Source organism: Neohoeflea coraliihabitans (assembly GCF_019334345.1).
GTDB lineage: Bacteria > Pseudomonadota > Alphaproteobacteria > Rhizobiales > Rhizobiaceae > Pseudohoeflea > Pseudohoeflea coraliihabitans.
The window spans coordinates 680,084-705,357 of the sequence record NZ_JAHWQX010000003.1; the positions used below are offsets into that span (position 1 = coordinate 680,084).

Consider the following 25,274-nt stretch of genomic DNA (forward strand, 5'->3'; position numbering starts at 1 on the left):
ACGTGCGCTGTGCATCAGTCGATGCGCACAATCAGCTTGCCGCGATTGGCGCCGCGCAACATTCCAACAAATGCCTCAGGCGCACGCTCCAGCCCGTCAACCACATCTTCCAACCGAGCGATCGCCCCCGAGGTCACCAGCGGGGCTACTTTTGCAATGAATTCATCTCGGTACTCAGCAAAGTCGGTGACGATGAACCCGCGCAGCGTCAGTCGTTTGACCAGGGCGTTGCGCATCAGCGTGTCGAGCGGCGTCGTGGCTGGCATGCCTGCGGCGCCGTTATACTGCGAAATGACACCGCATACGGGCACCCGGGCAAAATCGTTGAGAAGCGGGATGACGGCGTCGAGAACCGGGCCTCCGATATTCTCGAAATAGACATCGATGCCCTTTGGACAGGCCGCTGCGAGCCGATCCTTGAAATTCGCATCGCGATGGTCGACGGCTGCATCGAAGCCGAAATGCGAGCGCGCCAGACCGCATTTCTCGGCGCCACCCGCGATCGCCACCGTGGAGCAACCAGCGCTGCGCGCCAATTGCCCGACCATCGAGCCGACCGGCCCGGTTGCGGCGCCGACAACCACGGTCTCGCCGGGTTGCGGCTGGGCGATCTTCATCAGCCCGGCATAGGCTGTAAAACCAGGACTTCCGAGCGCCCCGAGATAGGCAATCGGCTCGACTCCATCGCTGTCGATCCGGCGCACAGCAGCAGCCGGCTGCAGCGCATAATCCTGCCAGCCCCCACCGGCGACAACCAGATCGCCCGGCGCCAGGCCTTCCGCCTCCGAGGCCACCACCTCCGAGATGGTGGCGCCCACCATAACCTCTCCGAGGCCGACCGGCGGCGCATAGGATTTGGCATCGTTCATCCGCCAGCGCATATAGGGGTCCAGCGAAAGGTAGCGGTTCCGCAGCAGGACCTCACCGCGCCGGGGACCCTCGGGGATCGCCAGCTCCCGCAGCCGAAAATCCGCGGTGCGCGGTTCTGCTGCGGGGCGACTTGCCAACTGCCACTGCCTGTTCATAGAATCTCCGCCATCATTTGCATACTTACATGCAAGTCAATACGCGAGGCGGTATGCGGATTCAAGTGCGTCGCGGGCTGTTTGTGGCGGCTTTTATCTCATGGCCGGACGTAGCTGTAGCCGTCTTCCTGCAGTTCCATCAGGCGGACAACGCCGGAGGGCACGATGGTGGCCTCATCGAGAAGCGCGACCTTGCCGCCCTTCTTTTTCTCCATGCCGGCAAGCGTGTTTCCGCAGGCGGAAAAGGACAGATTCTCGTCTTCCAGCGACATGGCCGAGATGCGGTCGGCAACCGGACTGTCGGCGGTGTACATTTTCAGACCGGGCCCATAGGCGACGATCTCTATGGTGACGTCCTCGCCCTTCTCATCGTAATAGGCGCGGACATTGGCTGCATTGTTCAGCGCCATGTTCATGATGGCAGGGTCAGACTCGTCGACATGGATCGCCAGCTTGTGCGCGGATTCGGCGGCCAGGGCGGGCGCAAGCGCGAAAGCGACGACAGCGAAAAACGCGGCGGCTGCAAGAGAGCGGATCATTTGTTTATCCTCCGAATGGCTGTGGTCGGCCAGTGTTCAGCCGAAACAGGCGCTTTGGCAAGGCGTCATGTATGCATTGACGTTCACATTTCCGGCACGTCCGCCGGCTCGGCAATGGGGCACCGCAGGCCTTGCCTGTGCAAGCTATCGGCCTGCGTGTTGCCAGACGGGCTGTTCCGCCCGATATCTATAGGCGAATCCAGGCGGGGCTTGTCGCCCGATGCCGATAGCCCGGCGCGGCTGTTGCGGGACGGGGCGGAAGGAGTTTGACAAAGCGTGTTGGCAAAACTGCAGCATCTCTACGAAGGCCATTCCGCCGCCGCGCATCGTTTTCGCTATGCTCTCCTGGCATTCGATCTGGCCACCATCCTCTACGTCATCGTCACCTCCTTCCTGCCGAGCCATACAATCATCGAACGCATCGATTTCGTCGTCGGCCTTCTGATCCTGGTGGATTTCCTGGCGCGGCTCTATGTCGAGCGCAACATGCGCCTTTTGTTCCGACCGGCGACATGGGCCGATCTGATCGCCATGGCGTCGTTCCTGGCGCCGATCGCCGGAGAGGGTTTCGGCTTTCTGCGCATTCTGCGCACCTTGCGCCTCCTGCACAGCTATCAGCTGCTCGTCCGGCTGCGCAAAGACCTGTTCTATTTCCGCAGCAACGAGGAGGTGATCCTCGCCCTGATCAACATGATGGTGTTCCTGTTTGTCACCACCGGGCTGATCTATGCGTTGCAATTCAACGTCAACCCGGACATCCGCAACTATGCGGATGCGCTCTATTTCACCGTCACCACGCTGACCACCACCGGGTTTGGCGATATCACGCTGACGGGAACCACCGGGCGACTGTTGTCGGTCGGGGTGATGATCGTCGGCGTGACGTTGTTCCTGCGGCTGGCGCAGGTGCTGTTCCGGCCGACCAAGGTGCGTGAGGAGTGCGAGACCTGCGGCTTGCAGCTGCATGATGCCGATGCCGTGCATTGCAAACATTGCGGCACGACGATCCACATCGACACCGAAGGCGTGTACTGACCCCGGGTCGTCGCTCCGGCTGTGGACAGGCCGCACCCGGCTAGAGATTCCTTCCGCCCGCTGCGATAGGCTGGCGCCATGACCCCATCGCGCGACATTTCCCGGCTGGTCGAAATCATGCAGCTTCTGCGTGATCCCGAGGACGGCTGTCCCTGGGACGTCAAGCAGGATTTCGAAAGCATCAAGCCCTACACGATCGAGGAGGCCTATGAGGTCGCCGACGCGATCGAGCGGGCCGATTACGACGATCTGTGTGACGAACTGGGCGATCTGCTGCTGCAGGTGGTGTTTCACGCCCGCATGGCGGAGGAAGCCGGCCATTTTGCGTTTGGCGACGTGGTTTCGGCGATCACCGCCAAGATGATTCGCCGGCATCCGCATGTGTTTGCCGTATCCGACGCCGACAGCCCGGAATTGGTGAAGACCCAGTGGGCGGACATCAAGGCCGCGGAAAAGGCCGAGCGGGCGCGCCGGCGCGCCGAGCGCGATCTGCCATCCGAGGACCCTGCGGAGCACCTCGACAGCGTGCCGCGCAGCCTGCCGGCTCTGATGGAGGCGGTGAAATTGCAGGACAGCGCCAGCCGGGTCGGATTCGACTGGGGCGCGGCCGGTCCGGTGCTCGACAAGATCGAGGAGGAAATCGCCGAATTGCGCAGTGCCATCGCCGAGGGAGCCCATGACGCGGCTGCCGAGGAGCTGGGCGATGTGATGTTTGCGCTTGCCAATCTCGGCCGGCACCTGAAAACCGATGCGGAAATGGCGCTGCGCGGCACCAACAGCAAATTCCGGCGGCGCTTTGCGCATATCGAGGCGCAGCTGGGCCGTGAAGGCAGGACGCTTGAGGCCGCAACACTCGCCGAGATGGAGGCCTACTGGCAGGATGCCAAGCGGGTCGAGCGTCAGGCGCGCGCGGCGAAAGCCGAGTAGAGGCGCCGCGCGTCAGTCCTCATCGCCATCCTCATCGTCGGACGCGGCGCGATAAAGCCCGAGCCGGCGGTCGAGCTCGGCGGAGGCGGCCAGCGTAATCTCGATTTCGAGGTCGACGGCGCCGTCTTCACGGTCGGTGCGTTCAAGCACGCGGCTGTGCTCGTAGAGCCAGGGCAGATCCGACATGCGTTCGGGCGAAACCGTCACCGACCGCGGCTGCAATGCGCCGGAAATCTCCGTTTCGATCCGTTCGAGCAGCCGGTCGGTGCCCTCCCCGGTCAGAGCCGACACGGCTATCGCATCCTCGGTGGCCTGCGCGCGGCGGGTGAGATCATCGGCGGCTTCAGGGGACAGGCGATCGATCTTGTTCCAGATCTCGATCAGCCGGCGGCCATCGCCTTCGCCATCGCCATCGCCCTCACCCAGGCCAAGGCTTTGAAGAATATCCTCGACATCGGCGGCCTGGGCGGCGCGATCGGGATCGGACATGTCCCGCACATGCAGGATCAGGTCGGCCTCGACCACCTCCTCCAGCGTGGCACGAAAGGCGGCAACCAGATGGGTAGGCAGATCGGATATGAAACCAACGGTATCGGACAGGATCACCGTGCCGCCATGCGGCAGACGGATGCGGCGTAGGGTCGGATCAAGGGTGGCAAACAGCATGTCCTCGGCCAGAACGCCGGACCCGGTCAGGCGATTGAACAGGGTCGACTTGCCGGCATTGGTATAGCCGACCAGCGCCACGATGGGGTGCGGCACCTTCTTGCGTTTCGAGCGATGCAAAAGCCGGGTGCGGCGCACCTGTTCGAGCTCGCGCTCCAGCTTGAGGATCTTCTCCTGCAGCATGCGCCGGTCGGCCTCGATCTGGGTTTCACCGGGGCCGCCCATGAAGCCGCCGCCGCCACGCTGGCGTTCAAGGTGGGTCCAGGACCGCACCAGCCGCCCCTTCTGGTAGTTGAGATGCGCCAGATCGACCTGCAGCACGCCCTCACGCGTTGAGGCACGGCGCCCGAAGATCTCGAGGATCAGACCGGTGCGGTCGATCACCTTGACCTTCCAGTGGCTTTCCAGATTGCGCTGCTGCACCGGCGTCAGCGGATGATCGACGATCACCAGGCTGGCCTCGCCGGCATGGATCAGGGCATCGATCTCATCGATCTTGCCGCTGCCGAACAGGGTGCCGGGGCGCGGCGTCGAGACGGGCACCACCAACGCTTCGGCGATGACAAGATCGATGGCGGCGGCCAGTCCGGTCGCCTCGTCAAGCCGGTTCTGGTCGGAACGCGCCGTCGGCGAGGCGCTCTCATCACTGTTGCCATGGCGCTGCTTGAGAACCGGCACCAGGACGACGGCGCGCGTCTCCTGCGGCGTCCGGTCAATGCCGGCGCGGTCATCCTTCGATTTTCCGCTCACGGAGTCACCAGCAAAGCCAGGGCTATGCGGGATCTGAGGTCAGCGCGCAGCACCCGCAGCAATTTGCTCAATCGCCACCCGCGCCTTCTTCAGTCTCGAACATCTGGACGGGCTGGCTCGGCATTATGGTCGAGATGGCGTGCTTGTAGACAAGCTGGGAGTGACCGTCGCGGCGCAACAGGACGCAAAAATTGTCGAATGAGGTGACCACCCCGGTCAGCTTGACGCCGTTGATCAGAAAGATCGTCAGCGAGATCTTCTGTTTGCGGACCGTGTTGAGGAAGAGGTCTTGCAGGTTCTGAGAGCGCTCAGCCATTTGCGAATTTTCTTTCCGTGATTCTTCTTGCCCGCCGGGACGGGAGATTGCCATCGACCCGCGCCGCCTGAACCGCAGGGTCTGGCTGACCCGCCTTCCCGCCGCCGGTACATTCAGCGCACGCGGATCCGGAGCAAATGGCTCCTAAAGCACCGCGCGCAAAAACAGCCGGCGCCGTTTTGCCCCGGCCTGCATGCGCTGGAAGAAGATCATTCCTTGCTGGCTTTGTAAATAGGTGTTTTCGAGCGCAAGAGTCGCACCCCCGATTTCACGGCCGACGAGCCAGGCAGCATCGCTCCGTCCAAGCGCTATCAGAAGAATTCCAGGCTGACGCGGAACATCTGCTCGACATATTTGACCGCATCGAGCGTGGCAAACATGACAACGCGGTCCTTGGCCTTGATGCGGGTGTCGCCGTCCGGCCGGATCACCTTCTTGTCGCGGTAGACGGCGCCCAGACGCACGCCATCCGGCAGGTCAAGTTCGCGCAACGGCTTGCCGACCAATGGCGACGTTTCCATCGCTTCGGCTTCGATGATCTCGGCGGCGCCCTTCTGCACACTGTAGACGGCGCGAATGCGGCCGCGACGCACATGCTGGAGAATGCGGGAAATGGTGACTTCACGCGGGTTGATATGCGCGTCGATGCCGAGCGTGCGCGTGAACCCGTGATAGGTCGGATTGTTGATCAGCGCCATGTTCGCCTTGCAGCCAAGGCGCTTGGCCATCACGGATGTGAGAATATTGGCCTGGTCGTCATTGGTCAGCGCCACCAGCAAATCGGCATCCGGGACATCCGCCTCGATGAGGATCTCCTGGTCGAGCGAGGAGCCGTTGATGACCACGGTGCGGCTGAGGGTGTCGGCGATGGCAACAGCGCGGCTGCGGTCGTTCTCGATGATCTTCAGGCGGGCCTTGGTTTGCCGCTCCTCGATGGCGCGGGCGACATAGAAGCCGATATTGCCGCCGCCGGCGATGACGATGCGGGCCGCCTCCTGCTCCTCATGGCCGAACAGGCTGAGGGTCCGCCGCACGGTGTCGCGCTGACAGACGACATAGGCGAGGTCGCCGGTTTCAAGCTGGTCGGATGAATGCGGCACGAACAGCTTTTCATGGCGCCAGACCCCGACAACGGTCGCGTTGAGATCGGGAAACAGCTCACTGAGCTGGTCGAGGGGCGTGTTGACGACAGGACAGTCCTCGAGGCATTCGATGGCGACCATGACGATGGCATCATCGGCGAAGCGCACGGCGTCATTGGCACCCGGAAGAGCGATGCGCCGCAGGATCACCTGCCCGACCTCGACCTCCGGCGAAATGATGACGTCGATCGGCATGTGATCGCGCGAGAACAGGTCGGCCCAATGGGGCTCGAGATAGCTTTGGGCGCGGATACGGGCGATCTTTGTCGGCACGTTGAACAGCGAATGCGCCACCTGGCAGGCGACCATGTTGACTTCATCGTACAGCGTGACGGCGATGATCATGTCGGCCTGCGCGGCGCCGGCCTTGGCCAGCATGTCCGGATGCGCGCCATGGCCGACATAGCCACGCACATCGAGCGTATCGCGGATGCCCTGGATCAGGTCAGCCGATGTGTCGATGACCGACACATCGTTTTCCTCCGCCGCCAGACGTTCGGCAATGCCGTAGCCAACCCGCCCGGCCCCGCAGATGATCACCTTCATGACGTGCCCCCAGTGAAGTTGCGCGCGTCTTATACGCCAAGCGACTTCAATTTGCGATGCAGTGCCGACCGTTCCATGCCGACATATTCGGCGGTGCGCGATATATTGCCGCCGAAGCGGTTGATCTGGGCAATCAGATAGTCGCGCTCGAACATCTCGCGCGCCTCGCGCAGCGGCAGGGTCATGATGTGCTCGGCATTGCCGGAACCGGTCTTGGGCAGCAAGTCGGAGACATCATCGGGCAACATGTCGGCGTTGATCGTCGTTTCCGGACCCTCGTTGCGTGCCAGAATCATCAATCTTTCCATATAGTTGCGCAGCTGCCGGATGTTGCCCGGCCAGCTGTGGGCCTGGATCACCGCCATCGCATCGTCGCCGATCTTGCGGTTGCGGATGCCGGCCTGCTCGGAGATCTGGCGCATGAAGGTGTCGACCAGGAAGGGAATGTCCTCGCGCCGTTCCATCAGCGAGGGCACGCGGATCGGGACCACCGCCAGGCGGTGATACAGGTCCTGCCGGAACTCGCCATCGGCGATCATCTGCTCGAGATTGACGGCGGTCGAGGAGATGATGCGGACATCGACCTTGACGCGCTTGGTGCCGCCCACCCTTTCGAACTGCTGGTCGACAAGCACGCGCAAGATCTTGTTCTGGGTGCCGCGCGGCATGTCGGCGATTTCGTCGATATAGAGAATACCGCCATGCGCCTCCTCGAGAACGCCGATGCGTCGCTCGTGACTCGAGGTGCTCTCGGTGCCGAACAGCGCCATTTCCATGCGGTCAGGCGTGATGGCGGCGGCGTTGAGCACGACGAACGGGCCATTGGCGCGCTGTGAGCTCTCGTGAATCAGGCGGGCGACCAGTTCCTTGCCACTGCCTGACGGTCCCATGATCATGATGCGCGAATTGGTCGGGGCCACCTTCTCGATCATCTGCTTGAGCTGCGAGATGGCGACGGATGTGCCGATCAATTCGACCGGGTCGCCGGACCGTTTCTTGAGATCGGAGACTTCCTTTTTCAGTTTCGAGGTTTCCAGCGCGCGCTCGGCGACGAGGACCAGTCGGTCGGCCTTGAAGGGTTTCTCGATGAAGTCATAGGCGCCGCGGCGGATGGCCGAAACGGCCGTCTCGATGTTGCCGTGACCGGAGATCATCACCACCGGCAATTCGGGGTAGCGGGCCTTGATTTCATCAAGCAGCGCCAGGCCGTCAAGGCGGCTGCCCTGCAACCAGATGTCGAGCAGGACAAGCCGCGGCACACGGTCGGAAATGGCTGCAAGCGCACTGTCGGCATCGTGCGCCGACCGGGCTTCATGTCCCTCGTCATCCAGAATGCCGCAAACGAGGTCGCGGATGTCCGCTTCATCGTCAACTACAAGAATGTCAGAGGCCATTATCCGTCTCCGTCGCGTGGTTGGCTGTTGTAGCGGCGTGCTTGTGCGTGACACCATCGGCCTGCGTTTCGCCGTCGTCCTGGTCCGTGGCCGCCGCGGCGCGAACCGGCAGCCAAACGGAAATCATGGCGCCTTTTCCCTGATCGAATTCGGCGGGCGCGTCGCGCAGCTGCAGTGTGCCGCCGTGATCCTCGACGATCTTCTTGACGATCGCCAGGCCAAGACCGGTGCCCTTGTCGCGCATAGTCATGTAGGGCTCGAGAAGGCGGTGTCGATTGTCGGTGGGCAAGCCGCGACCATTATCGATGATATCGACGACATAAGCTCCCTCCTCGGCACTGCCGGCGCCATCCTCGGCATTTGCGGGGCGCGCCCGGATGAGGATGGTCTTGCCATCGCGCGTTTCGTCCGGGGCGACGGCATCGATCGCTTCCGTGGCATTCTTGAGCAGATTGCCGAAGGCCTGGGACAGCATGCGGGCGTCGAACATGCCCTCCATCGCCTCGTCGGGCCAGTCTTTCTCGAATGTGATGTCCTGGCGGCTGACTTCCCGCAGGAAGACGGTCTCACGCAGGATTTCGCGCAGGCTGGCCCTGGTCTTGGACGGTTTCGGCATGCGCGCGAATGACGAAAATTCATCGACCATGCGGCCGATGTCCTCGACCTGGCGAATGATCGTGTCGGTGCATTGATCGAAGACGGCGCGGTCCTCATCGGGAATGCGCTTGCCATAGCGGCGGCGAATACGCTCGGCCGACAGCTGGATCGGGGTCAGCGGATTCTTGATCTCGTGGGCAATGCGGCGGGCGACATCGGCCCAGGCCGTCGATCTTTGTGCAATCAGGAGATCGGTGATGTCATCGATGGTGATGACAAAGGATTCCTGGCCGTCGTGGCTTTCTTCGCGGGTCACCTTGACGTCGAGCGTGCGTTCCTTGCCGCTGCGCCTGAGGACCAGCTGGGTGCGCGTCTCGCGGCCGGGCAACAGGGCGGCCCTTGCCACGATATCGGCGAATTCGGGAGCCAGTTCGCCAAAGGGCTGGCCGACGATATCGCCTTCGGAATCAGACAGCAGCTTGGCCGCCGAACGGTTGGCGATGGTGATGCGGGCGTCGTGGTCGACCCCGATGACACCGGCCGAGACGCCTGACAGCACCGCCTCGGTAAAGCGGCGCCGGTCGTCGATCTGATCCTTGGCGCGCAGGATTTCGTCGCGCTGGGTGCGGATCTGCACGATCATGTTGTTGAAGGTCTTGGCCAGTGAACCGACGTCGCCATCGGACGTGCGCACCGGAACGACGACATCGAGATTGCCGGAGGCCACCATGTCGGATGCATTGATCAGGACGCGGATCGGGCGCACCAGGCGGTCGGCGACGGCAATTGCCGTCCAGATCGCGGCAATCAGAACGATCAGCGCGAAGCCAAGGTAAAGGATGGCAAAGGCGAGTTGCAGCGGCGCCCTGCCCTTTTCCAGCGTCTGATACTCCTCGGTCGCTTCTTGCATCTGGCGCATCGATCGCATCACCTTGGGATCGACGGCGCGCACGGTGTAGAGATAGGCATCGTCGATCTGCTGCAACGGCATCACCGCACCGACCAGATTGGTGATGCCGGGCGGGATCAGGGCCGGTTTGCCATTGACGGCGTCGCGCAGGGCGTCCGGCGGAATGGCCGGCAACGGACGTTCGGTGCGTTTGTCGGCCTGCAGAATGACGCTGCCATCGGCGCGCACGAGAAATGCGCCGAGCAGGCCGCGCCCGATCGCCTGGCGGGTCATGAAGTTGGCGAAGCCGGTGCGATCCAGGCTGTAGAGCGAGCGGGCATTGTCGAGATCATTGGCCATGGATACGGTCTGGCCCTGCAAAAAGCGGGCATTTTCCAGAACATAGGCCTCGGCCACCGAGAGCGATGAATTGACGATCGACTTGGTGCGCAGGGAAAACCAGCGATCGAGCCCGACATCGAGGGTGATGGTGGCGACGATGGCGATCAGGATCGCCGGCACGATGGCGACGATGGAGAACAGCGCCACGACGCGAATATGCAGCCGCGCCGCCGCCTTGCGGCGCTTGCGGGCGCGTACCAGGGTGCGGATTTCGAGAAACACCAGGACGAGCATGCTGACGACGAACAGCAGATTGACGATGAGCGCCGTGAGAACGACCGAATCAACCGGCTCGATCGGTGTCAGGCCGAGAAGGATGGCAAAGGAAGCCAGGGCACTGAGAAAAGCGCAGCCGACGAGCGCCATGCCGGGCAGCGTCAGCGTGTTCTCGCGATGCCGTTGCAGCACCGGGTTTGTCAGCTCGTCATCCTGGGTGGATTGCGTTGGCATGGCCATGGGCCGCCCGTATCTCCAATTCGCCGATCAAATTGCGCCCCCGCAATCGTTGCCGTAGAGCAACAGATTGTGGCGAAAATGCAACTCCGGGCGCCGCGAAGTCAAGCTGACCTTCGGCACTTTTACCGCTTGTGCACGGGAACGGCCCGGCGCTGCAGGCCGCGATGGCCGGCGGATCCGGCGCGACGGGGTGTTACTGCGGGCGGGGACTGCGGTAGACGGCGATATCCAGATCGCGAATTTTCTTGCGCAGCGTATTGCGGTTCAGCCCCAATAGCTCGGCGGCGCGGATCTGGTTGCCGCGCGTCGCCGTCAGCGCGGCGAGAATCAGGGGCTGTTCAACCTCACCGATGACGCGGTGGTAGAGACCGGAGGCGGGAAGCGTCTCGCCCGCCTCCGCGAAGGTGCGGCGCAGATTGTCTTCGACCGCCTGGCCGATGCTCGGGCGGCTGGAGATCGTTGTTGGCGCGTCATCCGGCTCGGCGGTTTCGGCGCGCAGTTCGTTCTCGACGATCTCGGCGGTGATGACGTCCTGGGGGTAGAGCGCCATGATCCGGCGAACGACGTTTTCCAGTTCGCGGACATTGCCGGGCCAGGGGAAGGAACGCATCAACTCCAGCGCCGCGGTGTCAAAGCGCTTGGCTTCCAGTCCTTCCTCGGCTGCCTGGCGGATGAAATGGCGGACAAGGTCGGGAATGTCGGCGGCGCGATCGCGCAGGGCGGGCAACCGCATCGGCACGACATTCAAGCGATAATAGAGATCTTCTCGAAAAAGCCCTTGATTTATCAGGCTTTTCAGATCCTTGTTGGTGGCCGCGACTATGCGCACATCGGTGCTGATCGGCGTGCGGCCGCCGACGGTGGTGTATTCGCCCTGCTGCAGGACGCGCAGCAACCGGGTTTGCGCATCCATCGGCATGTCGCCGATTTCATCGAGAAACAGGGTGCCGCCCTCGGCCTGTTCGAAGCGGCCCTTGGAGCGGCTCTGGGCGCCGGTGAAAGCGCCCTTCTCGTGGCCGAACAGTTCGGATTCGATCAGGTCACGCGGGATCGCCGCCATGTTGATGGCGACGAAAGGTCCGTTGCGGCGTTTACCGTAGTCGTGCAGGGCGCGCGCGACCAGTTCCTTGCCGGTGCCCGATTCGCCGGTGATCATCAGGGTCAGATCCGTCTGCATCAGGCGGGCCAGCAGGCGGTAGATCTCCTGCATGGCCGCAGAACGGCCAACCAGGGGCATGCCTTCGGCATTCTCGTCGGCACCGGCGAGCGTCTGCTTTTTCGGTTCAGCCAGCGCCCGGCCGACGATGCCGATCATCTCCGTCAGGTCAAAAGGCTTCGGCAGATAGTCATAGGCGCCCCCTTCCGACGCCTTGACGGCGGTCATGAAGGTGTTCTGGGCACTCATCACCAGGATCGGCAGATCGGGCCGGGACTTGCGAAAGCGCGGCAGAAGATCAAAGGCATTGCCATCGGGCATGACGACGTCGGTGATGACCAGATCGCCCTCTCCTGCGGCCACCCAGCGCCACAGCGTTGCGGCATTGGACGTGATGCGCACCTGGTAGCCGGCGCGCGACAGGGCCTGATTGAGAACCGTGCGGATCGCCGCATCATCGTCGGCCACAAGTATGGTTGCCTGGCTCATCGCGTCGCTTCCTTCGTCTCATCTTCCGCCGCATCGGCTGTCCCGGCCGCCACGCGCGAGGCCGGCATCAGGACGCGAAATGTCGTTTTCGCCTCCTGGCTGTCACACTCGACGATGCCGCCGTGGCCGCCGATGATCTTCGCCACCAGGGCAAGGCCGAGGCCGGTGCCGTTGGTCTTCGTGGTGATGAACGGGTCAAACAGCAGCGGCAGCAGATCACGCGGCACGCCCGGCCCATTGTCCTGAACACAAAACTCGAGCGGCAGGGAGACGCGCCCGGAACTGCCCGGGACCGATAGTTTGATCCCCGGCCGATAGGCGGTGGTCAGCACGATGGCGCCATCGCGCTGGTTGCCAACCGCCTCGGCGGCGTTCTTGACCAGATTGAGGAACACCTGCACGAGATGATCGCGGTTGGCATAGACCGGCGGCAGCGACGGATCGTAGCGTTCGGTAAAGCGGATATGGCGCGCGAACCCGGCTTGCGCCACCGATTTGACGTGGTCGAGGACCGAGTGAATATTGACCGGCTCGCGGTCGATCGGCCTCTCATCGGAGAACATCTCCATGCGGTCGACAAGCGAGACGATCCGGTCGGTCTCATCGCGGATCAGGCGCGCCAGAGCGCGGTCCTCGGCGCCGACGGAGCCTTCGAGCAATTGCGCGGCGCCACGGATGCCCGACAGGGGATTCTTGATTTCATGCGCCAGCATCGATGCCAGGCCGGTAACCGAGCGGGCGGCGCCACGGTGGGTCAGCTGACGGTCGATCTTGTCGGCCATCGACCGCGCCTGCAGCACGATGACGACATCATCCTCCGTGGCACCGGCGAGCGGTGCGGCGTAGAGATCGACCAGCTTGTCGCCGCCAAGGCGGGGAGAACTGAGGTCGACGCGGTATTCATTGATCGGTGCGCGGCGCCGGCGCACCTGATCGATCAGGGCCAGCAAGGGGCTGCCGAACGGCACCAGCGTATCAATGGTGGTGCGCGCCAGATGAGTGGCGCTGGCCCCGAAAAAGGCTTCTGCCTGCCAGTTGGCGAAGACCGTTCGGCCGTCGGCATCAACACGGATGACCGGATGCTGGATCGCATTGAGGATTTCCGCGGCGGTGTTGCGTCCGGCCGGATCAGCGGCGGAAGCGGTCATGCGGCGTCGGCCCGGTCAGCGGCGCCTTCCGCAGGGTGCGACAGGGCCTGGCACAAAAGCCGCTCGACCGTTGTCGCGCTCTCGCCGGTCATGATCGCCAGGCGCTGTGACCTCGGCGTTGCCGGCGCCCAGGCGTCGAGATACCAGCCAAGATGCTTGCGGGCGTGACGCAGGCCGACATCGATGCCGTAATGCTCGAGCATCATGGCATAGTGATTGACCGCGATCGATGCGCGCGCCGCCGGGGTGGCCGGCTGACACCCGGAGCCGGCGATCTCGCCGCACAGCCAGGGCTGCCCCTGGGCGCCGCGACCGATCATCACTGCGTCGGCACCGGTGATCGCCAGGCACTGGCGCGCATCTTCCGCCGTGCGAATGTCGCCATTGGCCACGAACGGCACGGAGACGGCGCCGCGAACGCGGGCGATGGCCGGCCAGTCGGCCCGGCCCTTGTAGAACTGGCAGCGCGTGCGCCCGTGCACGCTGATCATCTGGATGCCGGCCTGTTCGGCGGCGCGCGCCAGATCGGCGGCATTGAGGCTGTTCTCGTCCCAGCCCAGCCGCATCTTGAGGGTGACCGGAACCGACACCGCCGCGACCGTCGCCTCGATCATCGAGAGGGCGCGGGTAGGCTCGCGCATCAGCGCCGAACCGGAGTAGCCGCCAGTGACCTTCTTGGCCGGGCAGCCCATGTTTATGTCGATGATCGCCGCCCCCTCGCCTTCGGCAATGCGCGCTGCTTCCGCCATCCAGTGCGCCTCGCGGCCGGCGAGTTGCACCACATGCGGCGACAGGCCGGCACCGCGCAGACGCGCCCAGGATTCGCGGCTGTGTGTCACGAGCTCCTGGCTGGCAACCATTTCGGTGACCACCATGCCGGCGCCGAAGGATGCGGCGAGCCGGCGGAACGGCAGATCGGTAACCCCCGACATCGGCGCGAGAAATACCCGGTTGCGCAGTGGCACGCCGGCGATATTCAGCTCAGATGCCAGATTCGTCACGGTCGCCGCCACGGCCTGTTCGGCGGGGCGGGCGGCTGTTTTCATTTCGGCATCGATCGGCATTGATATGCGTACCATATGTGCAGTTTTATTCGTTGCATATTTTTTAGCCATCTGAACGCGGCTTGCCAAGTGTCTTGTTGTCCGGCACAGAAGGTTTTTTTCGGTCGCCGGTCCTCGGCTGACCCGATGCGAGTGACCATCGCCGAAGACATCAAAGGATGAGTGTGCATGACGCCAGGTGACCTACGAGCGGCTGATTTCGGCGCTGAGCGCGGAACCTGGGCGGTGATCGCGGCGGCCGGTCGGAGCAGCCGCGCCGCCTGCGAGGACGGAAAACCGAAGCAATACCGCCGGCTTGGTGGCCGGCCCGTCATCAGCCGCACGCTCGCGGTTTTCGCCCGGCACCCGGCGATCTCCGGGATTCTTGTGGTCATTCATCCCGATGACGAAGAGCTGTTTGCCGATGCGGTGCGACAGGTGGACAGCCCGATCCCGATCCGGCATGTGCACGGCGGCGCCAGCCGTCAGATCTCCTGCCGGCGTGGCCTCGAGGCCCTGTCGGCATTTGCCGCCACCCCACCGCGCGCCGTCCTCATTCATGATGCGGCGCGCCCCTTCGTCAGCGACACGATCCTCGACAATGTCGTCACGGCGCTCGAAGATGGCGCGGCGGCAGCGCTGCCTGTCGTTGCGGTCAGCGATACGCTGAAGCGCGGCAATGCCAGTGGCACGGTGGTCGAAACCGTGGCGCGCGACGGACTGTTTGCGGCACAGACGCCGCAGGGTTTTGACTTTACCCGGATTCTGGCTGCACATCGGGCCGCGGTGGCCGAAGAGAAAGATCATTTTACCGATGACTGCGCCCTGGCTGAATGGGCCGGAATCGCGGTGACAATGGTCGGCGGCGCGACCGGGAACATCAAACTGACCACGTCGGAGGATCTTGCCATGGCCGAACGCCGCGTCAGCGCGCCCTGCCCGGACATTCGCAGCGGCAACGGCTACGACGTGCACCGGCTGGTGGCCGGGGACCATGTCACGCTGTGCGGCGTGAACATTCCGCATAACCGGCGACTCGACGGGCATTCGGATGCCGATGTGGCGCTGCATGCGCTGACCGACGCCTTGCTGGCCACCTGCGGCGCCGGTGACATCGGGACGCATTTTCCGCCTTCCGATCCGCAATGGAAGGGCGCGGCCTCTTTCGTCTTTCTGCAGAAGGCGGGAGAGATCGTGGCGCGGAACGGCGGCACGATCTTGAACGTTGATGTCTCGCTGATCGCCGAGGCGCCGAAGATCGGACCGCACCGGGACGCGATGCGAAGCCGGCTTGCGGATATTCTCGGGATCTCGGTCGATCGCTGCTCGGTCAAAGCCACGACCAACGAGAAGATGGGCTTTATCGGTCGCGAAGAAGGTATAGCGGCGATCGCGACAGCGAATGTGTCCTATGGAGTGCTAACATGAAGCTCAGCCCGGAAACGACATCGATCCTTGATGACTGTCGCAGCGCCGCCGAGGCCCTGGTCGAAGAATTCACCGCCGCCGGCGTATTCGCCACGACCGCCGAATCGTGCACCGGCGGCATGATTTCCGGCATGATCACATCGATCCCCGGTGCCTCATCGATGTTCAATTGCGGCTATGTCACCTATTCGAATGCGGCGAAGTCGACGATGCTTGGCGTCAAGCCAGCCACCCTCGAGCGGTATGGAGCCGTATCGCCGCAGACAGCGCGGGAGATGGCTGCCGGGGCGCTTGCCGCCGCGCAGGCGGATTTCGCGGTCGCTGCGACGGGCATTGCCGGGCCGAACGGAGGATCTGCGGAAAAACCGGTCGGGCTTGTGTATCTCGGCATAGCGCGCGCCGGCAGCACTCCGACCGCGATGAAGCTGCAATGGCCGGAAGACTGGAGCCGCGATCTGAATACCTTTGCCAGCGTGCATGCGGCGCTGGAAGCCTTGCGCGAGGCGCTGCGCGAACCCTCGTCGGGCTGACCCGGGCCTAGGTGGAGGCCGGGGTGGAGGTCGAATTGGAGACAGCGCCGGTGCCGTAGACCTGATCGGCGCGCTTTTCAAAGGCCGAGGAGAACATGCGGAAACCGCGGTCGAACATCGTGCCCATCAAGCCGCCAAGCAGGCGGTTTCTGAACTCGTATTCGATGTAAAAGCATATCTCGGTGCCGGTCGGCTGCGCCGCGCCAGGCTGCGGCGCCTGGCCCGGCTCGGAACCGGACGCGACGGGCGCCCCACTGGCGGGCCCGGCACCGACGGAGGCCGGCCGGAATGTCCAGCGGTTGTCGAGATAGCGAAAAGGCCCGTCGATATACTTGACCTCGATCTCGAGCTCGTCGGGCTTGAGCAGCACCTGGCTGGTGAACGTCTCGCGAATGGCCTTGTAGCCGACCGTCATGTCGGCAACGAGCAGGGTCTTGCCGTCCCTTTCGCGCCGGTTGCGCACCGTCAGGTCCTCGCAGAGCGGCAGGAACTCCGGATAGCGCTCGACATCGGCGACGAGATCGAACATCTGGCGCGGCGTATGGGCGACCGCTCTTCGTGTTTCAAATTGCGGCATGGTCTCAGGCGGTTTGCTGGGCTGCTTTGGCTTCGCGGGCCGCACGCAGCCGCGCGAAATCCTCGCCGGCATGGTGCGAAGAGCGGGTCAACGGGCTGGCGGAAACCATCAGGAAGCCCTTGGAATAGGCGGTGGTTTCGTAGCTCTTGAATGCGTCAGGCGTGACGAAATCGATCACCGCATGGTGCTTGCGGGTCGGCTGCAGATACTGGCCGATGGTCAGGAAATCGACATCCGCCGATCGCAGGTCGTCCATCAGTTGCAAGACCTCGTTTCTCTTCTCGCCCAGACCGACCATGATGCCGGATTTGGTGAAGATGGTCGGGTCGAGTTCCTTGACGCGCTGCAACAGGCGAATCGAATGGAAATAGCGGGCGCCCGGACGGACGGTGAGATAATTTGACGGCACCGTCTCGAGATTGTGGTTGAAGACGTCGGGCCGTGCGGCGACGACCTTTTCGAGAGCACCGGGCTTGCGCAGGAAATCCGGTGTCAGGATCTCGATGGTGGTGCCGGGGGCCATGGTGCGGATCGCCTCGATCACCTCGACGAAATGCTGGGCGCCACCGTCGTCGAGATCGTCACGGTCGACGGAGGTGATCACCACGTGGTTGAGGCCCATCTCGCGCACCGCGCGTCCGACATTGCCCGGCTCTTCAGGATCGAGCGCGTTGGGGCGCCCGGTTATGACATTGCAAAAGGCGCATGCGCGCGTGCAGATCTCGCCCATGATCATGAAGGTGGCGTGCTTCTTGTCCCAGCACTCACCGATATTCGGACAGCCAGCCTCTTCGCAGACGGTGACCAGATTGTGCTCTTTGACGATCTGGCGCGTTTCGAGATAGCCGCGCGATGTCGGGGCGCGGACGCGGATCCATTCCGGCTTGCGCTTGATCTCGGTATCGGGTCGGTGCTGCTTCTCGGGATGGCGGACGCGCTTTTCGCCGCCACCCGCGGGCTTGTCGTTGATCGTGTCGAGAATGGTGACCATGCCTGTTCCTGCCTTCCCCCGGTGAACAGCGCGTGAAGCCGATTTGCCTGAGTGCCAGGAATCGGACATGCGCGTGCGAACGGGTCGTGTGCGCCCTATATAGGCGGCCCGACAGGATTTGTCAGGCCACCCGTGTTAGCTAGGTGGCCTGACTGAAGTTTGTGATTTTGCGTGGCTGCGCCTCTAGCGCCGAACCATCCGCGCGATTGCGATGAGCAGAGAGGCGCCGATGAAGCCGACGATCAGATAGACCAGCCAGCCGGTGCCGGTGCCGATCCCGACCAGGCTCAAGAGAAAATTCAGGACTACGGCGCCGACGATGCCGAGAATGATGTTCATCAAGAGCCCCATATCGCTCTTCATGAATTTCTCGGCGAGCCAGCCCGCCAGACCGCCGATGATGATGGCCCCTAACAGGCCCATTCCGTTGAGATCCAATGTCGCCTCCGTGGTTGGAAAAGTACGCTGTACATTGAACGCGGCCCGCGTGCCCTGGTTCCGCCTCAAACATTCAAGGCCCGATCATAGGCATCAAGGACACTTTCCTTCATCGTCTCAGAAATTGTCGGATGCGGGAAGACCGCATGCATCAATTCTTCCTCGGTGGTCTCAAGGTTCATGGCAACCACGAAGCCCTGGATCAGCTCGGTGACCTCGGCGCCGACCATGTGAGCGCCAAGCAGTTCGCCGGTCTTCTTGTCAAAGATCGTCTTGACCAGCCCCTGATCCTCGCCCATGGCGATCGCCTTGCCGTTGCCGACGAAGGGAAACCGTCCGACACGGATATCGCGCCCGGCTTCCTTGGCTTTCGCCTCGGTGAGGCCGACCGAGGCGACCTGCGGATGGCAATAGGTGCAGCCGGGGATCTTGGCCTTGTCCATCGGATGCACGTTCTTCTGGCCGGCGATCTTTTCGACACAGATGACGGCTTCATGCTCGGCCTTGTGGGCCAGCATCGGCGGGCCGGCGACATCGCCGATCGCGTAGATGCCATCGACATTGGTGCGGCCGTAGCCATCAATGGCGATGAAACCGCGCTCCGTCTTCACACCCGCGGCCTCGAGACCGATCTTCTCGACATTGGCCTGCACGCCGACGGCGGAGATCATGCGGTCGGCGGTGATCTTTTCCACCTTGCCGTCCTTCATCTCGACATGAGCGGTGATCGCATCCGCCTGCTTGTCGACCTTGGTGACCTTGGCTTCGAGATGGATCTTCATCCCCTGTTTCTCGAATTGCTTTTTCGCAAGGGCAGATATCTCGGCGTCCTCGACCGGCATCACCGTCTTCATCACCTCGACGACGGTGACGTCGACACCGAGCGAGCGGTAGAAGGAGGCAAATTCGATGCCGATGGCGCCGGACCCCATGACCAGCACCGATTTCGGCAGCTTTTCCGGCTTCATCGCTTCAAAATAGGTCCAGATCAGCTTGCCGTCCGGTTCAAGGCCCGGCAGAGCGCGCGGCCGCGCACCGGTGGCGATGACGATATGCTTGGCCTTGTAGGTGCCCGGCCCGAGCGTGTTCTTCGGTTTCGGAACCTGCGGCTCGACCGGCTTCTTCTTGGTTTCGGTGACCACGATTTCGCCGGCCTTGCGGATCTCGGCCTCGCCCCAGATGATGTCGACCTTGTTCTTCTTCATCAGGAAGCCGACACCGTTGTTCATGCGCTGGGCGATGCCGCGCGAGCGCTTGACGATGGCTTCGATGTCGGCGCTCACCTTGCCGTCAATGGCAACGCCATAGTCACCCGGATGCTGGGCGTAGTGAAAGATTTCCGCCGAGCGCAGCAGCGCCTTGGTGGGAATGCAGCCCCAGTTGGAACAGATCCCCGCCAGGTGTTCGCGCTCGACGATGGCCGTCTTCATGCCGAGCTGGGCGGCGCGGATGGCGGCGATGTATCCGCCCGGTCCCGAGCCGATGATGATGATGTCGTAAGCCGTGTCAGCCATGTGGCACGATCCTTTCCTGTCAGACGCGCACGGTCCAATCGGACGTGCAAAACGCGCGGCTTGTTCAGCCGCCAATCATCAGTTGTGCCATTGGCGCCAATCCGCGCCCTATGGCGATGGTGTTGTCAGCATCGAGGTGAATGCCGTCGGCGGCACTGCTTTGCGCCACCGAGCCGGCATCGAAAAATCCGGCGCCGACCTCATCAGCGAGATCGGCGTAGAGCGACGCAAGCATCGCCGACTGGCTGACCGCGCCGGCATAGGCAGCGGAAAAATCCGGATCGGCGGTCTCGACAATGCGCGGCGGCGCGACGATCAGCACCGGCGGGGTGTCGTGATCGAACTGCCAGGCGTGGTGCTGGATCAGCTGCACCAGCCGGCGCATTCCCTGCTGGGCGGCAATCGCCGTACCGGCCATATGCGCCTTGAGATCATTGGTGCCGAGCATCAATATGACCAGATCGAGCGGCGCGTGGCTGTGCAGCAGGGTCGGCAGCAGGCGGGCGCCGTTGCGGTCACAGTCGGCGGTGTGGTCGTCATAGGCCGTGGTGCGGCCGTTCAGGCCCTCGGCGATGACCCGGACCCCGGCGCCGAGCGTGGCCTCGAGCACGCTCGGCCAGCGGATGTGAAACGCATGCCGGCCCGGCCCGGCGGGATCATAGCCCCAGGTCAGCGAATCGCCATAGACCAGGATCGACTTCACCGGGGCAGCCTCGCGATGACACTGCTGCCGGGGCCCATTTGTCCACACGCTGCCATCTCGCCTCCCGCCAGTCCGCTCAGACCAGCATGCCCATCGGGTTTTCGATATAGGTCTTGAACGCGCCGAGCACCTCGGCCCCAAGGGCCCCATCGACGCTGCGGTGATCGGTCGAGAGTGTCACGGTCATCACCGTGGCGACGGCCAGTTCGCCGTCCCTGACTATCGGCCGCGGCTCGCCGGCGCCGATCGCCAGGATGGTCGCATGCGGCGGATTGACGACCGCCGAGAATTCCTTGACGCCCATCATGCCCATGTTCGACACCGCCGAGGTACCGCCCTGGTACTCTTCGGGCTTGAGCTTGCGGTCCTTGGCGCGCTTACCGAGATCGCGCATCTCCGCCGATATCGCAGAAACCGACTTGGTCTCGGCGGCGCGGATGATCGGGGTGATCAGGCCGCCGGGAATGGAGACGGCGACGCCGATATCGGCGTGCTTGTGGCGCACCATATTGTCCTCGGTCCAGGAGACATTGGCCTCCGGGACATCGCGCAGAGCCAGGGCCCAGGCCTTGATGACGAGATCGTTGACCGAGACCTTGTAGACCGGACGGTCGTCCCGTGTCGGCGCGGCGGCGTTGATCTGGCTGCGCAAAGCGAGCAGCGCGTCGAGCTGACAATCGACCGAGACGTAGAAGTGCGGGATGGTCTGCTTGGCCTCGACCAGCCGCTTGGCGATGGTCTTGCGCATGCCGTCGTGCTTGACGAGCTCGTAGGAGCCCTCGGGAAACAGCTTGAGCACCGCATCGTCGGACATCGGCGCGGGACGCGATGCCTCCGCCTTGGCCGCAGCCGCCTGCGGGGCCTTGCTGGCGCCGCCAGTCATTGCCGCCTCGACATCGCGCTTGACGATGCGACCGCGTGGGCCCGAACCTTCGATGTCGGCCAGTTCGATGTTGGCTTCGCCGGCCATGCGGCGGGCGAGCGGCGAGGAGAAAATGCGATCGCCCGAGGACGCCGCCTTCTGCTGCGGCGCTTGCGCGGCGGAAACCGCCTTGTCGGCGATCGGCTTGTCTGCCTCTTTCGGGGCCTTCGTCTCAGTTGGGGTTTCAGCCTGGGTTTCAGACTTTGGCGCGTCGCTTGCCGCGCCGTTCGAGGCCGGTGCAGCGGCTTGCGGTGCCTTGTCCGCCTCCGGCTTTGCGGATCCGGCGGATTTGGCCGCTTCGGCGGGATCTTCGCCCTCGCCCGCCAGCACGGCGATCACGGCATTGACCTTGACGCCCTCGGTGCCGGCATCGACGAGGATCTTGGCGACCGTGCCTTCATCGACGGCCTCGACTTCCATGGTGGCCTTGTCGGTTTCGATCTCGGCGATGATATCGCCCGGGGCAATGGTGTCCCCCTCCTTGACCAGCCATTTGGCGAGGTTGCCCTCCTCCATGGTGGGCGACAGGGCGGGCATGGTGATGTTGATGGGCATCTTCAGACCCTCCCTCAGACCTTGTAGCAGACGGTTTTGACAGCCTCGACGACTTCATCGACGCTCGGCAAGGCCAGTTTTTCAAGATTGGCCGCGTAGGGCATGGGCACATCCTTGCCGGCGATGGTGATCACCGGCGCATCGAGATAATCGAAGGCCTGCTGCATGACGCGGGTCGCGATTTCCGTGCCGACCGAGGATTGCGGATAGCCTTCCTCGACGGTGACCAGCCGGCCGGTCTTCCGGACGCTCTCGATGACCGTCGGCAGATCCATCGGCCGGATGGTGCGCAGATCGATCAGTTCGACGTCGATGCCTTCACCGGCCAGCGCCTCGGCGGCCTTAGTCGCGTAGGTCATGCCGATACCGAAGGAGACCAGCGTCGCGTCGCTGCCGGACTTGTGGATGCGCGCCTTGCCGATCGGCAGGACGAAATCATCGAGTTTCGGCACATCGAAGGTCTGCCCGTAAAGGATCTCGTTTTCGAGAAAGATCACCGGGTTGGGATCGCGGATCGCGGCCTTGAGCAGGCCCTTGGCATCAGCGGCGGTGTAGGGCATCACCACTTTCAGGCCGGGGATCTGCCCGTACCAGGCGGCATAGCACTGGGAGTGCTGGGCCGCGACGCGCGCCGCCGCGCCGTTGGGACCGCGGAAGACGATCGGTGCGCCCATCTGCCCGCCGGACATGTAGAGGGTCTTGGCCGCGGAATTGATGATCTGGTCGATCGCCTGCATGGCGAAGTTGAACGTCATGAATTCGACGATCGGTCGCAGACCGGCCATCGCAGCGCCGACGCCGACGCCGGCAAATCCATGCTCGGTGATCGGCGTATCGACCACGCGGCGGGCCCCGAATTCGTCGAGCAGCCCCTGTGTGACCTTGTAGGCCCCCTGATATTCCGCGACTTCCTCGCCCATGACGAAGACATCGTCATTGGCGCGCATTTCCTCGGCCATCGCGTCGCGCAAAGCCTCGCGCACCGTGGTCGGGACCATCTCGGTGCCGTCGGGGATATCCGGATCTTCCGCTGTCTCGGCGATCACCGGCGCGGCCGGTGTCTTGGCCTTCTCGTCCTTGCCGGTGTCCTCTTCGCCCTTGTCAGAGGCTGGGGCTTGGCTTTTCGCCTCTTCCGGCTGCGGTGCGGAGTCGCCGGAACCACCCTTTTGCGCGGCCTTTTCGAGATCCTCGCCTTCCTCGGCGAGAATGGCGATCACCGCATTGACCTTGACGTTCTCGGTGCCGGCGGCCACGACGTGCTTGGCGATCCGGCCCTCTTCGACCGCTTCGACCTCCATGGTCGCCTTGTCGGTCTCGATTTCGGCGATGACGTCGCCCGCGGCGACACTGTCACCCTCCTCTTTCAGCCATTTCGACAGCGTGCCTTCCTCCATGGTGGGGGACAGCGCGGGCATCAGGATATCAATCGGCATGGTCTCCCCTCCCTTCAGAGCAAGATGTCGGTGTAGAGCTCGGAAGCGTCGGGCTCCCGGTCGGACTGGGCAAAGTCAGCGGAGTCGGCGACGATCTCGCGCACCTTCTTGTCGGTCTGCTTGAGTTCGTCCTCGCTGGCGAATTTCTGATCGAGAATGCGCGCCTTGACCTGTTCGATCGGGTCGTGCTCGGAGCGCATCTTCTGCACCTCGTCCTTGCTGCGGTATTTCGCCGGATCGGACATGGAATGGCCGCGATAGCGATAGGTCATCATTTCGAGAATGATCGGGCCCTCGCCGGAGCGGCAATGGGCGACCGCTTCCTGACCGGCGGCATGCACGGCGCGAACATCCATGCCGTCCACCTGGTAGCCGGGAATGCCAAAGGAGTTGCCGCGCAGCGAGAAATTCGACTGCGCCGAGGCACGCGCCGTCGAGGTGCCCATGGCATAGCGGTTGTTCTCGATGATGTAGACGACCGGCAGCTTCCACAGCGCCGCCATGTTGAAGCTTTCGTAGACCTGGCCCTGGTTTGCGGCGCCGTCGCCGAAATAGGTCAGGCAGACATTGTCATTGCCGCGATAGCGGTTGGCGAAGGCCAGGCCGGTTCCGAGCGAGACCTGGGCGCCGACGATGCCGTGTCCGCCATAGAAATGCTTCTCCTTGGAGAACATGTGCATCGAGCCGCCCTTGCCGCGCGAATAGCCATTGCGGCGGCCGGTCAGCTCAGCCATGACGCCACGCGCTTCCATGCCGGTGGCCAGCATGTGGCCGTGATCACGGTAGCCCGTGATCACCTCGTCGCCCTCCTTCAGCGCCATCTGCATGCCGACAACGACAGCTTCCTGGCCGATATAAAGGTGGCAGAATCCGCCGATGAAGCCCATGCCGTAGAGCTGGCCGGCCTTTTCCTCGAAACGCCGGATCAGCAGCATCTCGCGATAGGCATCCAGTTCCTGCTCTTTGGAAAATTCGGTGATGCCGCCCTCGAGACCCGACTTGGACCCCGACTTGGGCCCCGCCTTCGAGCCGGACGCTTGCTTGCGCGTCGCGGGCTTGCGTGTGGAAGAAGCGGATGTCTTGCGCGGCGCCATATTGTCCTCCCGACTGATAGCCGGAAAACCATAGGCGAAGGCCGTCTCGCCAGCAAGGTCAGAAACGCATAGCTCCTATGCTGACTAAACAGCTGAAAAAAGAGAACAAAAGACAAGTTAACTTGATTTGAGTTAATCTTGGTGATCGACGAAGTAGACAACCTCGTCGGCGCGCGCCACGTTGAGCATGTAGCGGGCGCGTTCGTCGAGCATGTCGGCCTCCATCGAACCATCGCTCATCAGGGCGACGCGGCGCTCAAGCGTTCCGCGATATTCCCTGAGCTGATCGAGACGGGCCGTCAGCTCGACCCGGCGCTCTTCGAGGTGCGACGAGGATTGCAGACCGAAGGTCCCATGCCAAGCATGAAACCCGAAATAGGAGAAACAGCCGAGCGCCAGTGCCGGGACAACCAGGCGGGCAAAGGTTTTCTTTTTTCTGAATCTGGTCTGCATGTCCGGCTGCGCTTGAAGAGTGGATCGCAACAAGCTCGCAGATCATGCTTAAGAAGCGGTTAGCATCATCGCTGCGTTTTGACGGCGGCCATCGGCATTGTCTTTAAGCCGAAAGC

At 63.2% G+C, this 25,274-nt stretch carries 23 protein-coding genes; 4 read left to right on the plus strand and 19 right to left on the minus strand.

The genetic code is table 11. From position 1 onward, the window contains the following. Positions 1-14: 14 nt before the first annotated feature. Both KY465_RS14280 and KY465_RS14285 read right to left on the minus strand, forming a co-directional pair. Positions 15-1,025 carry an NADP-dependent oxidoreductase gene (locus KY465_RS14280; protein ID WP_219202453.1) on the minus strand — a complete coding sequence of 337 codons (1,011 nt, stop codon included), beginning with the start codon at positions 1,023-1,025 and terminating at the stop codon, positions 15-17. A gap of 98 nt (positions 1,026-1,123) precedes the next feature. Further along, positions 1,124-1,564, minus strand: a complete 441-nt coding sequence (locus KY465_RS14285) for a DsrE family protein (protein ID WP_219202454.1) — start codon at positions 1,562-1,564, stop codon at positions 1,124-1,126. A 276-nt stretch (positions 1,565-1,840) separates the two neighbouring features. Between KY465_RS14285 and KY465_RS14290 the strand changes: the two genes are divergently transcribed. After that, complete coding sequence (locus tag KY465_RS14290; RefSeq protein WP_346432645.1) at positions 1,841-2,599, plus strand: ion channel; 759 nt, start codon at positions 1,841-1,843, stop codon at positions 2,597-2,599. A gap of 78 nt (positions 2,600-2,677) precedes the next feature. After that, positions 2,678-3,526: a nucleoside triphosphate pyrophosphohydrolase gene (gene mazG, locus KY465_RS14295; RefSeq protein ID WP_219202456.1), complete on the plus strand. Its 849-nt coding sequence runs from the start codon at positions 2,678-2,680 to the stop codon at positions 3,524-3,526. A 12-nt stretch (positions 3,527-3,538) separates the two neighbouring features. Here mazG and hflX read toward each other — a convergent pair whose 3' ends face one another. The 8 genes from hflX to dusB all read right to left on the minus strand — a co-directional run bounded on the left by hflX (position 3,539) and on the right by dusB (position 14,523). Next, the gene (hflX, locus tag KY465_RS14300) at positions 3,539-4,942 is read right to left on the minus strand and encodes a GTPase HflX (RefSeq protein ID WP_219202458.1); all 1,404 of its coding nucleotides are present in this window, start codon (positions 4,940-4,942) and stop codon (positions 3,539-3,541) included. Positions 4,943-5,009: 67 nt separating this feature from the next. Further along, complete coding sequence (gene hfq / locus KY465_RS14305; RefSeq protein WP_219202460.1) at positions 5,010-5,258, minus strand: RNA chaperone Hfq; 249 nt, start codon at positions 5,256-5,258, stop codon at positions 5,010-5,012. A gap of 311 nt (positions 5,259-5,569) precedes the next feature. Continuing rightward, positions 5,570-6,946: a Trk system potassium transporter TrkA gene (trkA, locus tag KY465_RS14310; RefSeq protein WP_219202462.1), complete on the minus strand. Its 1,377-nt coding sequence runs from the start codon at positions 6,944-6,946 to the stop codon at positions 5,570-5,572. 29 nt (positions 6,947-6,975) lie between these two features. Beyond that, the gene (gene ntrX / locus KY465_RS14315; protein ID WP_219202464.1) at positions 6,976-8,340 is read right to left on the minus strand and encodes a nitrogen assimilation response regulator NtrX; all 1,365 of its coding nucleotides are present in this window, start codon (positions 8,338-8,340) and stop codon (positions 6,976-6,978) included. Further along, positions 8,330-10,678 (minus strand): sensor histidine kinase NtrY-like, encoded by a 2,349-nt coding sequence (locus KY465_RS14320; RefSeq protein ID WP_428983024.1) that lies wholly within the window; start codon positions 10,676-10,678, stop codon positions 8,330-8,332. The genes ntrX and KY465_RS14320 overlap by 11 nt, the downstream gene beginning before the upstream one ends. A gap of 199 nt (positions 10,679-10,877) precedes the next feature. Beyond that, positions 10,878-12,329, minus strand: a complete 1,452-nt coding sequence (gene ntrC, locus KY465_RS14325) for a nitrogen regulation protein NR(I) (protein ID WP_219202469.1) — start codon at positions 12,327-12,329, stop codon at positions 10,878-10,880. After that, complete coding sequence (locus tag KY465_RS14330) at positions 12,326-13,477, minus strand: two-component system sensor histidine kinase NtrB (protein ID WP_219202470.1); 1,152 nt, start codon at positions 13,475-13,477, stop codon at positions 12,326-12,328. Before KY465_RS14330 ends, ntrC begins: the two co-directional genes overlap by 4 nt. Beyond that, complete coding sequence (dusB, locus tag KY465_RS14335; RefSeq protein ID WP_219202806.1) at positions 13,474-14,523, minus strand: tRNA dihydrouridine synthase DusB; 1,050 nt, start codon at positions 14,521-14,523, stop codon at positions 13,474-13,476. Before dusB ends, KY465_RS14330 begins: the two co-directional genes overlap by 4 nt. A 186-nt stretch (positions 14,524-14,709) precedes the next feature. Here dusB and KY465_RS14340 point away from each other — a divergent pair, with 186 nt between their 5' ends. Together KY465_RS14340 and KY465_RS14345 are read left to right on the plus strand one after the other, a co-directional pair. Beyond that, a complete protein-coding gene (locus tag KY465_RS14340) occupies positions 14,710-15,948 on the plus strand; it encodes a bifunctional 2-C-methyl-D-erythritol 4-phosphate cytidylyltransferase/2-C-methyl-D-erythritol 2,4-cyclodiphosphate synthase (RefSeq protein WP_219202471.1) in 1,239 nt (412 codons plus the stop codon). Beyond that, entirely contained in the window at positions 15,945-16,478 is a 534-nt protein-coding gene (locus KY465_RS14345; RefSeq protein WP_219202473.1) for a CinA family protein, read from the plus strand. The genes KY465_RS14340 and KY465_RS14345 overlap by 4 nt, the downstream gene beginning before the upstream one ends. A gap of 7 nt (positions 16,479-16,485) precedes the next feature. On the opposite strand, the gene KY465_RS14350 is transcribed toward KY465_RS14345, so the two are convergent. From KY465_RS14350 to KY465_RS14390, 9 genes are all read right to left on the minus strand, one after another. Then, a complete protein-coding gene (locus KY465_RS14350; protein ID WP_219202499.1) occupies positions 16,486-17,055 on the minus strand; it encodes a type II toxin-antitoxin system RatA family toxin in 570 nt (189 codons plus the stop codon). 4 nt (positions 17,056-17,059) lie between these two features. Beyond that, positions 17,060-18,046 (minus strand): lipoyl synthase, encoded by a 987-nt coding sequence (gene lipA, locus KY465_RS14355; RefSeq protein WP_219202501.1) that lies wholly within the window; start codon positions 18,044-18,046, stop codon positions 17,060-17,062. Positions 18,047-18,229: 183 nt separating this feature from the next. Beyond that, on the minus strand, positions 18,230-18,484 hold the full coding sequence (locus tag KY465_RS14360; RefSeq protein ID WP_219202502.1) for a GlsB/YeaQ/YmgE family stress response membrane protein: 255 nt from the start codon (positions 18,482-18,484) through the stop codon (positions 18,230-18,232). 65 nt (positions 18,485-18,549) lie between these two features. Then, the gene (gene lpdA / locus KY465_RS14365) at positions 18,550-19,998 is read right to left on the minus strand and encodes a dihydrolipoyl dehydrogenase (RefSeq protein WP_219202504.1); all 1,449 of its coding nucleotides are present in this window, start codon (positions 19,996-19,998) and stop codon (positions 18,550-18,552) included. A gap of 64 nt (positions 19,999-20,062) precedes the next feature. Beyond that, positions 20,063-20,701, minus strand: coding sequence for an SGNH/GDSL hydrolase family protein (locus tag KY465_RS14370; RefSeq protein ID WP_219202506.1), 639 nt, complete (start codon positions 20,699-20,701; stop codon positions 20,063-20,065). A 76-nt stretch (positions 20,702-20,777) separates the two neighbouring features. Further along, positions 20,778-22,178: a pyruvate dehydrogenase complex dihydrolipoamide acetyltransferase gene (locus KY465_RS14375; protein WP_219202508.1), complete on the minus strand. Its 1,401-nt coding sequence runs from the start codon at positions 22,176-22,178 to the stop codon at positions 20,778-20,780. Positions 22,179-22,192: 14 nt separating this feature from the next. After that, positions 22,193-23,611 (minus strand): pyruvate dehydrogenase complex E1 component subunit beta, encoded by a 1,419-nt coding sequence (locus KY465_RS14380; RefSeq protein ID WP_219202510.1) that lies wholly within the window; start codon positions 23,609-23,611, stop codon positions 22,193-22,195. A 14-nt stretch (positions 23,612-23,625) separates the two neighbouring features. Next, positions 23,626-24,705 carry a pyruvate dehydrogenase (acetyl-transferring) E1 component subunit alpha gene (pdhA, locus tag KY465_RS14385; protein WP_219202513.1) on the minus strand — a complete coding sequence of 360 codons (1,080 nt, stop codon included), beginning with the start codon at positions 24,703-24,705 and terminating at the stop codon, positions 23,626-23,628. A 132-nt stretch (positions 24,706-24,837) separates the two neighbouring features. Beyond that, positions 24,838-25,158, minus strand: a complete 321-nt coding sequence (locus KY465_RS14390; protein ID WP_219202515.1) for an FtsB family cell division protein — start codon at positions 25,156-25,158, stop codon at positions 24,838-24,840. Positions 25,159-25,274: the final 116 nt, after the last annotated feature.

What these genes read in the sequence shown, in the direction of transcription:
- KY465_RS14280 (WP_219202453.1), bottom strand. Translation starts at nt 1,025, where the DNA reads ATGAACAGGCAGTGGCAGTTGGCAAGTCGCCCCGCAGCAGAACCGCGC.
- KY465_RS14285 (WP_219202454.1), bottom strand. Translation starts at nt 1,564, where the DNA reads ATGATCCGCTCTCTTGCAGCCGCCGCGTTTTTCGCTGTCGTCGCTTTC.
- mazG (WP_219202456.1), top strand. Translation starts at nt 2,678, where the DNA reads ATGACCCCATCGCGCGACATTTCCCGGCTGGTCGAAATCATGCAGCTT.
- hfq (WP_219202460.1), bottom strand. Translation starts at nt 5,258, where the DNA reads ATGGCTGAGCGCTCTCAGAACCTGCAAGACCTCTTCCTCAACACGGTC.
- trkA (WP_219202462.1), bottom strand. Translation starts at nt 6,946, where the DNA reads ATGAAGGTGATCATCTGCGGGGCCGGGCGGGTTGGCTACGGCATTGCC.
- ntrX (WP_219202464.1), bottom strand. Translation starts at nt 8,340, where the DNA reads ATGGCCTCTGACATTCTTGTAGTTGACGATGAAGCGGACATCCGCGAC.
- KY465_RS14320 (WP_428983024.1), bottom strand. Translation starts at nt 10,678, where the DNA reads ATGCCAACGCAATCCACCCAGGATGACGAGCTGACAAACCCGGTGCTG.
- ntrC (WP_219202469.1), bottom strand. Translation starts at nt 12,329, where the DNA reads ATGAGCCAGGCAACCATACTTGTGGCCGACGATGATGCGGCGATCCGC.
- KY465_RS14330 (WP_219202470.1), bottom strand. Translation starts at nt 13,477, where the DNA reads ATGACCGCTTCCGCCGCTGATCCGGCCGGACGCAACACCGCCGCGGAA.
- dusB (WP_219202806.1), bottom strand. Translation starts at nt 14,523, where the DNA reads ATGAAAACAGCCGCCCGCCCCGCCGAACAGGCCGTGGCGGCGACCGTG.
- KY465_RS14340 (WP_219202471.1), top strand. Translation starts at nt 14,710, where the DNA reads ATGACGCCAGGTGACCTACGAGCGGCTGATTTCGGCGCTGAGCGCGGA.
- KY465_RS14345 (WP_219202473.1), top strand. Translation starts at nt 15,945, where the DNA reads ATGAAGCTCAGCCCGGAAACGACATCGATCCTTGATGACTGTCGCAGC.
- KY465_RS14350 (WP_219202499.1), bottom strand. Translation starts at nt 17,055, where the DNA reads ATGCCGCAATTTGAAACACGAAGAGCGGTCGCCCATACGCCGCGCCAG.
- lipA (WP_219202501.1), bottom strand. Translation starts at nt 18,046, where the DNA reads ATGGTCACCATTCTCGACACGATCAACGACAAGCCCGCGGGTGGCGGC.
- lpdA (WP_219202504.1), bottom strand. Translation starts at nt 19,998, where the DNA reads ATGGCTGACACGGCTTACGACATCATCATCATCGGCTCGGGACCGGGC.
- KY465_RS14375 (WP_219202508.1), bottom strand. Translation starts at nt 22,178, where the DNA reads ATGCCCATCAACATCACCATGCCCGCCCTGTCGCCCACCATGGAGGAG.
- KY465_RS14380 (WP_219202510.1), bottom strand. Translation starts at nt 23,611, where the DNA reads ATGCCGATTGATATCCTGATGCCCGCGCTGTCCCCCACCATGGAGGAA.
- pdhA (WP_219202513.1), bottom strand. Translation starts at nt 24,705, where the DNA reads ATGGCGCCGCGCAAGACATCCGCTTCTTCCACACGCAAGCCCGCGACG.
- KY465_RS14390 (WP_219202515.1), bottom strand. Translation starts at nt 25,158, where the DNA reads ATGCAGACCAGATTCAGAAAAAAGAAAACCTTTGCCCGCCTGGTTGTC.